Raw genomic sequence first — 13476 nt, forward strand, 5'->3', positions numbered from 1 at the left:
GGCGTGATGCCGGGCGGACAGCCCCCGTCACATGCAGGACCGATGGCTGTCCACCCATCGCATCTATCGCGCCGCACAGGCGTTACGCCCGTCACCACCGGCTTCGAGCTGCGTCACCGTGAGCCCGGAGAACGTCGCGCGGCCGTGTTCGGCGAACACGGCGACGCGGTCCGCATCGAGCGGCGGGAAGATCAGGTCGGTGAGCGCGACACGGCCGCCGTTCGCGAACACTTCCACCGAACCGCGATCGACGACGATCTCGAGCCGCAACTGCCCATGCTCGAGCGGCAGGTCCACGATGTGCTCTTTGCTGAACGTGTCGGCGAAATGGGATTCGCCGGACTGCGAGCGGTCCAGCGTCAGCGTGCGCTTTGCCGTGTCGTACACGATCCGGGTGCCGACCGCGCCATCCGCCGAGCGCCGGACGATCAGGCCGGCACGCGCCGCATGCTGCGGTGCGAGCGTGACCGTGATGCGCTGGACGACGCCGCGCGTCGCGGCCGACAGCGCACGTGTCGTGGAATCGACCGCGAGGTCGCCTTCATGCACGGCGGGCCTGCGGTCCGCCCAGGCGTCGAATGCGGCGGCCGGCGCGACCACGAGCGTCGGTTCGCCGTCGATCGTTTTCAGCGACAGTTCGCGCGGCAGCGTCATCGCGCCGCGCCACGGCGTGGTCGGCGCTTTCGCCGCGTAATCCCAGTTGCTCATCCACGCGATCGCGACCGGCCGTGAGCCGGGCGCGCCCGAGAAGGTGCCGGCTGCGTAGAAGTCCGCGCCATGGTCGACCCAGCGGAATTGCGCGGGATCGGAGCCGGCGGGCGCAATGCGGTCCGGCACAAACGTGCGGCCGTCGAAGTCGCCGACGAAGTACATCGCGCCGGAGCCGCCGGCGATCGACCACGGATTGACGTTGACGATCATGACCCAGCGGATGCGGGCGGGGTCGCCGTCGAGCGGCAGCGGCACGAGGTCGGGCATTTCCCACAGCGCGCCGTCGTGCGGCACGCCCGGCCGCGTGAAGTCGCTCAGGAAATTCCAGTGGATCAGGTCGTCCGAGCGATAGAGCTTCACGACGTGCGCGTCGGCGACGACCGTCGTCATCAGCCAGTAGCCGCCCGGCGCATACCACGACACTTTCGGATCGCGAAATTGCTTCGATTCCGGATCGAGCGTCAGCACCGGATTGTGTGCGTACGGCTGCCAGGTCGCGCCGTGATCGAGGCTGTACGCCAGCGACTGCGCCTGGACGCCCGGCGCGTGACCGGAGCCCGCCTGGTACACGCTCGTATAAAGCGCGACGAGCGGCGTGTGGCCCGGTTGGCCCAGGCCGGACGTGTTGAGCGTGTCGGCGACGATCGAGCCGGAGAAGATTTCCTCCGTCGCGTTCGCGTGCATCGCGACCGGCTGCTCGCGCCAGTGGACGAGATCGGTGCTCGTCGCGTGGCCCCACGACATGTTGCCCCAGTCGCGGCCGAGCGGATTGTATTGATAGAACAGGTGATAGCGCCCGTTGTCGTAGACGAGCCCGTTCGGGTCGTTCATCCAGTTGCGCTGCGGCGTGTAGTGGAGCGCGGGCCGCCATTGCGGCGTGTCATGTTCGGCCGGTACGTTGCAGGACGCGGCTGCGACCTGGGCGCAGGCCACGCAGGCGAGCAGCAACCGGGCGATCCGGACGGAAAAGCGGAAAGACGTCGATATCATGCGGGGTCCCGTGCTTCGTCGTGCAAAGCGGGAAAGGAGGGCACAGCCGCTTTCAACGGCGGTGTGCGCGATGGATGGAGGAAAAAAGAGGAGGCGCGCACGCGACACGCGCGATACGCGCCTCCTTAACCCCGTGCCTTTACCGGCGTGCGTTATTGTTGGTTATCCTGATTGCCCTGGCTGTTGCCGACGCCGGTCGCTGGCCGGTTCGCGGGAATATCGCCGTAGCCGCCGAGCCCGCCGCGTCCATAGGCGCGATCGACCGCCGTCGACGTGCCGTTGATGTTGACCTTCACCGTCGGCGCGAGCGTGCCGCCGCGGCGCGCGCCGATCGCATCGATGAACGACTCGACGAGCCCGCCCGGCATCACGTAGTGCGAATACGACTGGAATTCGCGCGGGTTCTGGTTCGGATCCTGCGAATACGGCGCGCCGGCCGGCGCGGAGAAGTCCGTCGGGTTGCCGAGCACGAGGCCGCTGCCGCCGTTCAGCGGCAGGAAGTCGCTGCGGATGCCGTTGCCGACGAAGCCGTACACGCCGTCCGGCCCGTCGACGCCGGCCGCCATCGTCGTGCGGTGGCTGATCGTGAACAGGTAGTACTTGCCGTCCTTCAGGTAGATCTGCGGGCGCTCGGTCTGGTCGTCGACGCAGTTCGCCGACAGGATCGGCGGCAGGAACTTCCACTCGGTCAATTGCGGGTTCGTCGCGATCGCCAGGCCGACATTGGCCTTTTGATACACTGCGCCCGAATTCATCACCGCGTTGAGATCTTCCTTGTACGGATCGTTCGGCGCGTAGCCGAGATCCGCGTTGGTGCAGGTACGTGCGCCGCGCGGGCCGCCCGTGTTGCCCTCGAAGACCATGTAGGTCTTGCCCGGGTGCGCGGGATCGGTGAACACGAACGGGTCACGGAACGAGAAGTAGGTGTTCTGCTGGCCGGACTGGTAGTAGTTGCCGTCCGGTTGCAGCAGCGCCTTGTGATCGTCGAAGCCGCTGAACCAGACGTGCGTGGCGTCGGCGTGGATGTGGCCGTCGGCGCGCGTGATGATCGCCTGCGGCGGCGTGATGTCGGCGCCGCCGGGCGCCGAGCGGTTGAACGACGTCGCGGTGTAGTAGAGGCTGACGTTGTCGCCATGCGTGAGGCGCGCGGAGCCCGACCATTCGGCGTTGTTGGTCATCGGCGCGGTGCCGAACACCTTGGCGCTGGCGCCGTCGGGGAACAGGTGGCCGCCCCAGGTCCAGCCGCCGTTCGCGGGGCGCTGCGACGCGGGGACGCCCGCGCGACGGTAGAAGAAGCCGATGCGCGCATGGACGTGACGGTCGTCGAACGTGTAGCCCGCATGCGGATCGGCGGTGAGCGAGAAGATCACCTCCCAGCCCTTGTAGCTGAGCTGGTTCGCGCGCAGGTCGGCCAGCGGCCACGTGTCCCACACCCACACGTTCGAGTTGATCAGCGGGAAATCCTGCGGGATGTCCGGCATCGTCAGCGCTTGCGGCAGCGAGTTCTTGTCGGCGCCGGCGGTATGCGACTGCGCGACGATCTGACGGATGTCCGCCCGCGTCCAGCGCATCGTGAAGTTGCCTTCGGGATCGTAGGCCTGCTGCGTATGGGGCGTGGGCAGGGGCGCGCCCGTGCCGCCGGACTGCGCATGCGCGACGGACGCGAAGGCGGCGAGTGCGCCGCCAGCGAGGAACAAGCGTCGGGCCGCCGTCGGGCGGAAAAAGGAAAAGTATGTCATCTCGTCGTCGTTTCCTGGGAAAGTGAAAGTGAACGGCTGAGTGGGCATCGATGTCCAAACCGGTTTGGATGCTATTTCAAACCGGTTTGGAACGCAAAAGATATTTATTTGACGGTAATCGTTACCAATTGGAAATAATTACCCGGTCGACGCGCCGCCGCACGTCGGGCGGCCGGGCGGATCGGAGAATGCGAGGAACGACGGTGAAGGTGAATCTGAAGGCGCTCTCGGACGCGCTCGGGCTGTCGCGGACGACGGTCAGCCGCGCGCTGAACGGTTACGACGACGTCAGCGAGGCGACGCGCGAGCGCGTGGCGCGGGCCGCGCGGGAAATGGGCTATGTGGCGGATCCGACCGCGCGCCGGCTCGCGACCGGGCGGGCGGACGTGATCGGGATCGTCTACCCGTTCGGCGCGGGCGATCTCGGCGATCCGCGTTTCGGCGAGGTCGTCGCGGGCATCACCGAGCGGCTCGCGGAACGCAATCTCGATTTCATCATCGCGTCGGCGCGACCGAACGCGGAACTGGACACCTATCGGCGCATCGTCGACGGCAAGCTTGTCGACGGGCTGATCGTCGCGCGCACACGGGTCGACGATCCGCGCATCGCGTACTTGCAAGCGAGCGCGTTTCCGTACGTGGCCTATGGCCGGACGCAGGTGGCCGAGCCATATGCGTGGTTCGATTTCGACAACGAGGCCGGCGCGCGGGACGCGGTGCGCCGGCTGACGGCGTTCGGGCACCGGCGCATTGCGATGATCAGCGCGCCGCTGGCGCTGAATTTCGCCGCGCAGCGCCGAGCAGGCTATCTGTCGGCCCTGCGCGAAGCCGGTGTCGAGCCGGATCCGGCGCTGATGGTCGAGTGTCCGTTTACGCACGACGGCGGGTGGCAGGCGGCGCGGGCGCTGCTCGCGCGCGCCGAGCGGCCGACGGCGCTGCTGGTCGACAACAATATCGCGGGCGGCGGCGCGTTCCGGGCGCTCGTGGACAGCGGGCTGCGCCTGGGCGAGGACATGTCGCTGATCGTCTACGACGGCGTGCCGCCGAACCTCGCGCATCCGTATCGCGTGACGGCGGTCGTGCAGCCGACCGGCCACGCGTCGGGGCGCGCACTGGCGGAACTGATGCTGCGGCTGCTGGGCGACGGGGTTCGCGAGCAGCGGCTCGAAGCACCGGCGATCGAGGCGGGTGACACGGACGGCCCGTTGCGCGGCTAGCCGCGGCGGCGCAGGTGAGGGCGCGAGCGACGGCAGGTGCCGGCGGATCGCGCGCCACCGAAAAGGCCATGACGAAGGCAGGGGTTACTAGACGACCGGTCTAATCCGGGGCTATCATCCGTTCCCATGAATGCGACGACGTTCGCGGCGCAGGCAACGAAGACGCGAAAATGCCATTTGAATGCCATTTCGCGCTGCGATGCTGATGGCGCAGCGAGACGCCGTCGTTTCATTTCGAATTGTTCTAGACGACTGGTCTAATAGGCGCAAGCCGCATTCGGATACACGGGTCGCACGTTGACGCGTCACAGCTGACTAACCCACAGGCGTGCCGCGCCCACCAGCCGGATTTGCCGGTCGAGCGGCCCCGTTCCCGTCATCCATTTTTCGAAGGAGTGTCCGATCATGAAGATTCTGGTTGTCCTGACCTCGCACGACACGCTCGGCGACACCGGCAAGAAAACCGGCTTCTGGCTCGAGGAACTGGCCGCGCCGTACTACACGTTCAAGGATGCGGGCGTCGAGCTGACGCTCGCGTCGCCGAAGGGCGGCCAGCCGCCGCTCGATCCGAAAAGCAGTGACCCGACGGCCCAGACCGACGCGACGCGCCGCTTCGACGCCGATGCGGCGGCCAAGGCTGAACTCGCGTCGACGCGCAAGCTGGCCGACGTGTCCGTGGACGACTACGACGCCGTGTTCTACCCGGGCGGCCATGGCCCGCTGTGGGATCTCGCCGAGGATCTGCATTCGATCGGCCTGATCGAGCGCGCGCTGACGGCCGGCAAGCCGGTCGCGGCCGTGTGCCACGCGCCGGGCGTGCTGCGTCACGTGAAGAACCCGCAGACCGGCGAATCGGTCGTGCGCGGCAAGCGTGTGACGGGCTTCACCAACAGCGAGGAAGCGGCCGTCGAACTGACGGAAGTCGTGCCGTTCCTCGTCGAGGACATGCTGAAGACCAACGGCGCGGAGTTCGAGCGCAGCGCCGACTGGGCGCCGCATGTCGTCACCGACGGGCTGCTGATCACGGGGCAGAACCCCGCGTCGTCGGAGCCTGCCGCCGAGGCGCTGCTCGCGCAGCTCGGCCGCCGTTGAGCCATGGGCGCCGGCCCGGCTGGCGCCATCCCGTATCCGTCGCCGGGCGCAGGCCGGCCCGTCGACGGCCTGAATCGATCCGTCGTGCACGTTGCACGACGCGTTTCCCGTCGTTTTGCAGAACCAAGCAAAGGAGCCGTGGATGTCTGCCCTGTTCGAACCGTTCAAACTCAAGGATGTCACGCTGCGCAACCGCATCGCGGTGCCGCCGATGTGCCAGTACGTCGCCGAGGACGGCGTCGTCAACGACTGGCATCACGTGCATCTGGCCGGCATCGCGCGCGGCGGTGCGGGCCTCGTGATCGCCGAGGCGACGGCCGTGTCGCCGGAAGGGCGCATCACGCCGGGCTGCGCGGGGCTGTGGAACGATGCGCAGGCCGAAGCGTTCGCGCCGTCGGTCGCGGCGATCAAGGCGGCCGGCGCGGTGCCCGGCATCCAGATCGCGCACGCGGGCCGCAAGGCGAGCGCGAACCGTCCGTGGGAAGGCGACGACCATATCGCCGACGGCGATCCGCGCGGCTGGCAAACCATCGCGCCGTCGGCCGTGCCGTTCGGCGCGCATCTGCCGAAGACGCCGCGCGCGATGACGCGCGACGACATCGCACGCGTGCAGGCCGACTTCGTTGCGGCGGCGAAGCGCGCGCGCGACCTGGGGTTCGAATGGCTCGAACTGCACTTCGCGCACGGTTATCTCGGTCAGAGCTTCTTCTCGGTGCATGCGAACCAGCGCGACGACGAATACGGCGGCTCGGCCGAGAACCGCGGCCGCTTCCTCGTCGAGACGCTGGCGGCCGTGCGCAAGGTGTGGCCGGAGCATCTGCCGCTGACCGCGCGCTTCGGCGTGATCGAGTACGACGGCCGCGACGAGGAGACGCTCGCCGAGTCGATCGCGCTCACGCAGCGGCTGAAGCGGGAAGGGCTCGACATGCTGAGCGTGTCGGTCGGGTTCTCGACGCCCGACGCGCAGATCCCGTGGGGCCCGGCGTTCCTCGCGCCGATCGCCGAGCGCGTGCGTCACGAGGCCGGGCTGCCGGTGTCGTCCGCGTGGGGGATCGACACGCCGCAACTGGCGAACCGCGTGGTGGCGGAGGAGCAGCTCGATCTCGTGATGGTCGGCCGCGCGCATCTGGCCGACCCGCACTGGCCGTACTACGCGGCCAAGCAACTTGGCGTCGAGCGTCCGTCGTGGACGCTGCCCGCGCCGTACGCACACTGGCTCGAGCGTTACCGGAGCGCCGACAAGGTGGCCTGAGCGGGCGGGATGTCGGGGCGGCGCGCGCATCCCATGCGCCGCCGATCGGGCGCCGATGGATAGAATGGCGGTTCGCGCAGGCCGGTTGCCTGCGCGAACCGCCATTTTTTCTTTTCGACAGAGGTGCCATGGCCGCACATGTCCCGTCGTCTCCCGAGCCCGCCGTACGGCCGCGCACGCAGCAGGTTTCCCGCGCCGTGCTGGTTGCGGCGCTGCTGGTCATCGCGCTGTGGGTGATCCGCGATTTCATTCCCGCCATCGCGTGGGCCTGCGTGATCGCCATCGCGATGTGGCCGATGCTGAAGCGCTTCGAATCGCACCGGCTGTTCCGCAACCGCCCGACGCTCACCGCGGTCGTCATCACGGCGGCGATCTCGTTGCTGGTCGTGCTGCCGGTGGCCGTCGCGGCGACCCAGGCGATCGGCCAGGTGCATGACCTGCGCGAGTGGCTGCGCACGATCCAGGAAAACGGCATCCCGGTGCCGGACGTGGTCGCGAGGCTGCCTTACGGCGCGGCGCAGATCACCGAATGGTGGCAGGCCAACCTCGCCCATCCGCTGCATGCGGCCACCGCGATGCACGGCGTCAACAGCGAGAAATTCCTCGCGTTCGGCCGGCAGTTCGGCACGAAGCTCGCGCACGCGCTGCTCGAATTCGGCTTCATGCTCGTCACGCTGTTCGTGATCCTGCGCGCCGGCCACAAGCTGTCGGGGGCATTGCTGCAGGGCGCGCGGCGCGCGTTCGGGCGCAGCGGCGCGGAGCTGATCGAGCGGATGGTCGCGGCCGTGTTCGGCACGGTGACGGGGCTCGTCGTCGTCGGGCTCGGCGAGGGCGCGCTGCTCGGTATCGCGTATGCGCTGGCCGGTGTCCCGCATGCGGCGCTGCTCGGCCTCGTCACGGCCATCGCCGCGATGCTGCCGTTCTGCGCGCCCGTCGTGTTCTGCGGCGCGGCACTCTGGCTGTTCGTGCAGGGCGCGACCATGTGGGCCATCGTGGTGGCCGTGCTCGGGTTCGTCGTCGTGTTCGTCGCCGAGCACTTCGTGCGGCCGGTGCTGATCGGCAGTTCCGCGCGGCTGCCGTTCCTGCTCGTGCTGTTCGGCATCCTCGGCGGCGCCGAGACGTTCGGCCTGATCGGGCTGTTCGTCGGCCCCGCGCTGATGACGGTGCTGACGATGCTGTGGGCCGAATGGATCGCGTGACGATGCGCGCCGAGGCGGCGGCATGAAGCGGCGGTACGGATGCGCGTTCAAGCGCGCATCGGCCGCCGCGACGGATGCCGCTCAGGCGTGTGCCGGATCCTGCAATGCAAGGATTCGGATAAAGATCTCTACATTTCTTTTCGATCCGGACCCAAAGGTCGAGTAGCATGGCGCTTTCGATCACGCCGGCATGGCGCAGCAGATCTCACCAAGCATGCGATTGATTACGATGTCCCGTCCCGCAGCGACGCTGTCGCTGGCCGCCAGCTGCCTGATGTTGCACGGTTGCGCGTGGTTCGATTCGTGGCTGCCATTCTCGTATTCGCGCACGCCGCTCGCGAGGGCCGCGTCGCGGCACGGCGCGACGCGCGCCGATGTCGTCCGGGCCGCCGGCAATCCGCGCAGCGTGTGGATGGTCCGCAACGGCAACGGCGTCTGCTACAACTACTTCATCGAGCACGGCAACGATCACCGCGAATATTTCGTCGTGTTCGACCGGGCCGGCGTCGTCACGCAATACGGCTTCGATTCCTGCATGAACGCCGACCGCAAGGGCACGCTCCAGCCGGGCAAGGCCGCGTCGCGCTAGCGCGGCGGCGGCCTTGCCCGCCTGCCGTCAGGCGATCGTGTCGACCACGCCGCCGTCCACCCGCAACGCGGCGCCCGTCGTTGCCGACGCGAGCGGCGAGCACACGTAGACGACCAGATTCGCGACTTCCTCCGGCGTCGCCGGGCGCTGGATGATCGAGCTCGAGCGGTGGTTGCGCACGAAATCCACGGCCACGTCATCGACGCTGCGGCCGGTTTCGTCGGCCGTTTCCTTCAGCAGCGCCCGCACGCCGTCCGACATCGTCGGCCCCGGCAGCACCGAGTTGACCGTCACGTTCGTGCCGGCCGCGAGCTTCGCGAGGCCGCGTGAGATCGACAACTGCGCGGTTTTCGTGAAACCGTAGTGAATCATGTCGACCGGGATGTTCAGGCCGGATTCCGACGAAATGAACACGATGCGCCCGGCATTGCGTTCGATCATCCCCTTCAGGTAATGCCGCGCGAGGCGCACGCCGGACATCACGTTCATCTGGAAGTAATGTTCCCATTCGGCGTCGTCGATGTCGAAGAACGCCTTCAGGCCGTAGATGCCCGCATTGTTGACGAGGATGTCGGCCGCGCTCGTGTGCTGCGTGACGCGCGCAACGCCGGCGGCATCGGACAGGTCGGCCGCGACGCCGTCGAAGTCCGCATCGGGGAGGGCGGCGCGCAGGTGCTTGAGCGCGGACTGCACCGACGCATCGCTGCGGCCGTTGACGACGACGCGTGCGCCGGCGCCCGCGAGCCCTTCGGCGATCGCGAGCCCGATGCCGGCGGTGGAGGCGGTGACGACCGCGGTCTTGCCTTTCAGATCGATATGCATGTGCGTGACGGAAGAGGAATGAACGGAATCGCTGCGGGTGCCGCGGCGGACGGAATTCAAAGCTTAGGCGAAACGGCGCGATCCGGTATGGAAGCTGCGATCCGCCGATCCGGTTGCGCGGCGCCGCACAGTCTTGTACGGTGAGCGTTCGCCATCCGAACCGGGAGCCCGCCGCGTGAGCCGTACCGCCAACCGATCCGTCGTACCGTCGCCGTTCTGGCGTGACGCCGCGCTGCCGTTCATCGAGGCGCGCACCGTCGACGACGGCCGCGCGATCTGTTACGCGAAGCACACGCACGACACGTTTTCGGTGGGGGCGATCATCGGCGGCACGAGCACCTACTTGAACGGCGCGACGAACGCGCACGTCGGGCGCGGCGTGCTCGTGATCATCGATCCGGAACAGGTGCATGCGTGCAATCCGTATGGCCCCGACGCATGGGCGTACCGGATGGTCTATGTCGACGTGCCGTGGCTCGCGCGGCTTCAACATTCGCTGGGCCGCGATCCGAACGGCGATTTTCACGGCTTTTCGCAGAAATTGACGGAGCGGCACGACCTGTTCGCGCAATTTGGCGGCTTCTACCGCACGCTCGTCACATCCGGCGTCGATCCGCTCGGCAAGGAGAGCGCGGCGGTCGAGTTCTTCACGGCGCTGCACGGCGCGCTCGATCGCGACCTGCCCGGCCCGCGCGCAGGGGACGACAACGCCCGGCTCGCACGCGCGGCCGACTACATCGCCGCGCATTGCCGCGAGGGCGTCACGCTCGATGCGATCTGCGCGGCGGCCGATCTGTCGCCGTCATACCTGATCCGCGCGTTCAACGCCCGCTACGGGATGACGCCGCATGCGTTCCTGATCGATCGCCGCGTGCAGTACGGCCGCACGGAGCTGCGCCGCGGCCGGCCGATCGCCGACGTCGCGCTGGACGCGGGCTTCGCCGACCAGGCCCATTTCCAGCGCGCGTTCCGGCGGATCGCGGCCGCGACGCCCGGGCAATACCGAGGTGCGGTCAAGTCATCCTGAACGACCGACACCGCGTTGGCTTTCGAAGTGACAGGGTGAGCCGATCGATCAGGCAACCGATGAGGAAAATCCACGGCAATTTCACTTGGGCCGACGCTGTCGGTGGCGTCGAGGATACTCAGTCACCGACCTCTTCCGAGCGTGCGATGGTGAGGGAGGTGCGCCCTCGAAAACCAAGATTGTTATTGAATGCCACTTTTGTGTCCGGGGCGCGGCCCAGCCCTGGAAAATACCGTAGAACCGCGCCAAGCGCTTCTCCTGCAATGATGCGAACCGTCGGCGCCCCGAGGCAGTAGTGAGCCCCTCGACCGAAGGCAAGGTGGTGAACGTCGTCGCGCATCAGATTGAATTGGTCGGGGGCGTGGTAATGCGCGGAATCGCGATGTGCCGAAGCCACATAACACAGTACGACTTGCCCCTCGAACATCCGGCAGTCTTTCCAGACGAAGTCCTCGCGTACGAGCCGGCCGACGAATTGAACCGGTGTGTCGTAGCGCAGTGTCTCCTCCACGAGCGCGCCTACGAGATCCGGCTTGCGATGAAGGATCGCCAGCTGTTCCGGGTGGCGCTGCAGCGCGGCCACGGCATTACCCACCAGGTAGGCAGTCGGTTCGATCGCGGCGAACAAGAGCATCACGGCCTGCGCGATTGCCTCACGACGGCCGGGACGGTAGCCGTCGACCTCGATGTTCATGAGATCGCCCAGCAGCGAGTGACTGCTGTTGGGGTGCTTCGCGAGATCGTCGAGATACGACAGCAGGGCCAATGCGCTGCTCCGGATGCGGCGTATCTCGTCCAGCGGCAAATTAGTCGACCCGTAGAGTCGGGATATGTCATCCGCCCATGCTTTTAACAGAATCGCGTCGCTTTTCGGAACACCGAACAACTCGGCCAGCACGAGAGCTGGCAATGGGGTGGCGAGCTCAGCCATGACATCGAGCCGATGTTCGTCTTTGCGTTCGACCAGCAAGCTGCCGATGATGCGACGTACGCAGGGACATAGTGATTCGGGCATCAGCCGGGCCATCGCGGAGTGGGCTTGCCGACGCATTCGCATGTGCTGGTGGAACTCGTTAAACGCGATCCAGCCATCAAACACCGAGAACATGTCTTCGAACTCGCTGCGAGTCGCGTCCGCAAGCCCCTTGACAGGTAATCGCGCGCGGGATGTCGACAACCACGGGGCGCGCAGCAGTTCGCACACGTCGAGGTAACTGAACATGAGCCAGGCGCCGCCAAAGAGGTGTTCGGCGCGATACCGACTCATATGTTGTCGCATATACGCGTAGAACGGGTAAGGGTCGGCAATGAATGCGTCGTCGTTGTGCTCGAATATCCGGGGATCGAATTCAGCGTCGCGCATGTGCATTGGGCCGATTGGCAGGGGTCGTGATGTGTAGCGGATTCCCGTCGGGATCTTCTACGACGGACATCACTTTTCCCCACGGCTGTGGCTGAACTTCTTTAATGATCTTGACACCCGAGCTTCTCAGTTTCTCGATCGCGGCCTCGGTGTCCTCCACGTACAAGCATAATTCTCCCCGCGGTCCGGTGGGAGGCGGCAGCATCCGCTGCTGAAAGTAGCTTGCGGCCACGAAGGTCCAGAGTCCCAGCCGCTTGCCGGCCAGCTCGAGCGTGACATACTCGGGTTCCGCACCCTCTTCCTCCGGAAATCTGTAGGTTTCTCGAAATTCAAGAAGCTCGATATAGAACTTCAGTGAACGCTTTAGATCGGCTACGTAGAAGATCGGAAACATATCGAAATACATGACTACCTCCTGTTTTGTTTGATGATCCTGCGCATGGTGTTGTGTCGGGTAACTATTTATGTGTTAAAAAATCATATGCCGGAAGCGGCAGTCCAATGCGCACGTGCCTTATCCCGGGCAAGATTGCCCAGGCATGGTTTCATGCGACCCGGCGGATTGGGGGCGGTTCACGGCGCCGGTATTTGAAAGCGGAGGATGTTCTGTTTATGAATTAAAAGAGATTTTTTAAAAAAATCAATGATTTTCTTTAATTGGATAGAGCAATTTTTGCGTTTCGGATTCCAGAAAATGAATCGCGATCGTGTTCAGCCGCGTATCAGGTCGGGTTTCGTCACGCGGGATGCATTGGCACGATGCGACTTGTGCCGGCAATTTGACTGAGATTTTGACGAGTGGACTAAAAATCAAACAGGAAGAGGGCGCTGCCCGCGAGCAGCAGCGCCATCAGCCGGTTGAACACGCGCATGTGCCGCGCGTTCGCCAGCCGGTGCCGCAGCGACGCGCCCGCATACGACCAGCACGCGATCGACGCGAAACAGATCACCAGGTACAGCGCGGCGAACTGCCAGACCTGCGTGCGGTCGCCATCGGCCGCATATGCGCCCATCGCGGCCACGCACGCGAGCCACGCCTTCGGATTCAGCCACTGCATCGCCGCGCCGGCCGCCGCCGACGGGCCGGCCACGTCCGGGTCGGCCGACAGCCGGCCGTCATCGAGCGCGAGCCGCAGCGCCATATACAGCAGGAACGCGATCCCCGACCACTGCGTGGCGGTCGTCAGCACCGGCCAGCGCGCGAGCGCCGCGTGCAGCCCGAGGCCGATCAGCAGGAACAGCGCGACGAAGCCGAGCGTCGCGCCGGCCGCATAGCGCAGGCTCGCGCCGAGGCCGTGGCGTGCGCCGGCACTGAGCGCGACGATGTTGACGGGGCCGGGGGTGATCGACGAGGCGAGCGCGAACGCGGCCATCGAAACCAGCATGCTCATTGGGTGTCTCCATGCGAAAGGTCGAAAGTCGCATCGAGACTACGGGCGCCGCGCTGGCCCGTATTGAAGAAAACTGCCCTCGTC

General features: G+C 66.3%; 12 protein-coding genes. 6 read left to right on the forward strand and 6 right to left on the reverse strand.

Annotated elements, in window-relative coordinates:
• Window positions 1–63: 63 nt before the first annotated feature.
• A complete protein-coding gene (locus LGM89_RS27845) occupies window positions 64–1701 on the reverse strand; it encodes a glycoside hydrolase family 32 protein (RefSeq protein ID WP_226274615.1) in 1638 nt (545 codons plus the stop codon).
• 152 nt (window positions 1702–1853) lie between these two features.
• On the reverse strand, window positions 1854–3440 hold the full coding sequence (locus tag LGM89_RS27850; RefSeq protein WP_226274616.1) for a glycoside hydrolase family 68 protein: 1587 nt from the start codon (window positions 3438–3440) through the stop codon (window positions 1854–1856).
• Window positions 3441–3628: 188 nt separating this feature from the next.
• Here LGM89_RS27850 and LGM89_RS27855 point away from each other — a divergent pair, with 188 nt between their 5' ends.
• The 5 genes from LGM89_RS27855 to LGM89_RS27875 all read left to right on the forward strand — a co-directional run bounded on the left by LGM89_RS27855 (window position 3629) and on the right by LGM89_RS27875 (window position 8789).
• Window positions 3629–4657 (forward strand): substrate-binding domain-containing protein, encoded by a 1029-nt coding sequence (locus tag LGM89_RS27855; protein WP_089497067.1) that lies wholly within the window; start codon window positions 3629–3631, stop codon window positions 4655–4657.
• Window positions 4658–5062: 405 nt separating this feature from the next.
• Window positions 5063–5749, forward strand: a complete 687-nt coding sequence (locus LGM89_RS27860) for a type 1 glutamine amidotransferase domain-containing protein (RefSeq protein WP_226274617.1) — start codon at window positions 5063–5065, stop codon at window positions 5747–5749.
• 142 nt (window positions 5750–5891) lie between these two features.
• Window positions 5892–7001, forward strand: coding sequence for an NADH:flavin oxidoreductase/NADH oxidase (locus LGM89_RS27865; protein WP_226274618.1), 1110 nt, complete (start codon window positions 5892–5894; stop codon window positions 6999–7001).
• A 128-nt stretch (window positions 7002–7129) separates the two neighbouring features.
• Window positions 7130–8200 carry an AI-2E family transporter gene (locus LGM89_RS27870; protein WP_226203501.1) on the forward strand — a complete coding sequence of 357 codons (1071 nt, stop codon included), beginning with the start codon at window positions 7130–7132 and terminating at the stop codon, window positions 8198–8200.
• Window positions 8201–8414: 214 nt separating this feature from the next.
• The gene (locus tag LGM89_RS27875) at window positions 8415–8789 is read left to right on the forward strand and encodes a hypothetical protein (protein WP_089442751.1); all 375 of its coding nucleotides are present in this window, start codon (window positions 8415–8417) and stop codon (window positions 8787–8789) included.
• Window positions 8790–8816: 27 nt separating this feature from the next.
• Here LGM89_RS27875 and LGM89_RS27880 read toward each other — a convergent pair whose 3' ends face one another.
• A complete protein-coding gene (locus LGM89_RS27880; RefSeq protein WP_226274619.1) occupies window positions 8817–9611 on the reverse strand; it encodes an SDR family NAD(P)-dependent oxidoreductase in 795 nt (264 codons plus the stop codon).
• Between the two features lie 175 nt (window positions 9612–9786).
• Here LGM89_RS27880 and LGM89_RS27885 point away from each other — a divergent pair, with 175 nt between their 5' ends.
• A complete protein-coding gene (locus tag LGM89_RS27885) occupies window positions 9787–10638 on the forward strand; it encodes an AraC family transcriptional regulator (RefSeq protein WP_226274620.1) in 852 nt (283 codons plus the stop codon).
• A gap of 118 nt (window positions 10639–10756) precedes the next feature.
• Here the strand turns inward: LGM89_RS27885 and LGM89_RS27890 are convergent, their stop codons facing one another.
• The 3 genes from LGM89_RS27890 to LGM89_RS27900 form a co-directional block, all read right to left on the reverse strand.
• The gene (locus tag LGM89_RS27890) at window positions 10757–12001 is read right to left on the reverse strand and encodes a cytochrome P450 (protein WP_226274621.1); all 1245 of its coding nucleotides are present in this window, start codon (window positions 11999–12001) and stop codon (window positions 10757–10759) included.
• Window positions 11988–12407 (reverse strand): VOC family protein, encoded by a 420-nt coding sequence (locus LGM89_RS27895; RefSeq protein WP_226274622.1) that lies wholly within the window; start codon window positions 12405–12407, stop codon window positions 11988–11990. The genes LGM89_RS27890 and LGM89_RS27895 overlap by 14 nt, the downstream gene beginning before the upstream one ends.
• A 397-nt stretch (window positions 12408–12804) precedes the next feature.
• Entirely contained in the window at window positions 12805–13392 is a 588-nt protein-coding gene (locus LGM89_RS27900) for a LysE family translocator (protein WP_226274623.1), read from the reverse strand.
• Between the last annotated feature and the right edge of the window lie 84 nt (window positions 13393–13476).

Source organism: Burkholderia sp. AU31624, from assembly GCF_020420065.1.
In the GTDB taxonomy this organism is placed as follows: domain Bacteria; phylum Pseudomonadota; class Gammaproteobacteria; order Burkholderiales; family Burkholderiaceae; genus Burkholderia.

Excerpts from the sequence above, each read along its gene's own strand:
- LGM89_RS27895 (WP_226274622.1), bottom strand. The coding sequence starts at position 12,407 with ATGTATTTCGATATGTTTCCGATCTTCTACGTAGCCGATCTAAAGCGT.
- LGM89_RS27855 (WP_089497067.1), top strand. The coding sequence starts at position 3,629 with ATGCGAGGAACGACGGTGAAGGTGAATCTGAAGGCGCTCTCGGACGCG.
- LGM89_RS27850 (WP_226274616.1), bottom strand. The coding sequence starts at position 3,440 with ATGACATACTTTTCCTTTTTCCGCCCGACGGCGGCCCGACGCTTGTTC.
- LGM89_RS27875 (WP_089442751.1), top strand. The coding sequence starts at position 8,415 with ATGCGATTGATTACGATGTCCCGTCCCGCAGCGACGCTGTCGCTGGCC.
- LGM89_RS27880 (WP_226274619.1), bottom strand. The coding sequence starts at position 9,611 with ATGCATATCGATCTGAAAGGCAAGACCGCGGTCGTCACCGCCTCCACC.
- LGM89_RS27870 (WP_226203501.1), top strand. The coding sequence starts at position 7,130 with ATGGCCGCACATGTCCCGTCGTCTCCCGAGCCCGCCGTACGGCCGCGC.
- LGM89_RS27845 (WP_226274615.1), bottom strand. The coding sequence starts at position 1,701 with ATGATATCGACGTCTTTCCGCTTTTCCGTCCGGATCGCCCGGTTGCTG.
- LGM89_RS27865 (WP_226274618.1), top strand. The coding sequence starts at position 5,892 with ATGTCTGCCCTGTTCGAACCGTTCAAACTCAAGGATGTCACGCTGCGC.
- LGM89_RS27900 (WP_226274623.1), bottom strand. The coding sequence starts at position 13,392 with ATGAGCATGCTGGTTTCGATGGCCGCGTTCGCGCTCGCCTCGTCGATC.
- LGM89_RS27890 (WP_226274621.1), bottom strand. The coding sequence starts at position 12,001 with ATGCGCGACGCTGAATTCGATCCCCGGATATTCGAGCACAACGACGAC.
- LGM89_RS27860 (WP_226274617.1), top strand. The coding sequence starts at position 5,063 with ATGAAGATTCTGGTTGTCCTGACCTCGCACGACACGCTCGGCGACACC.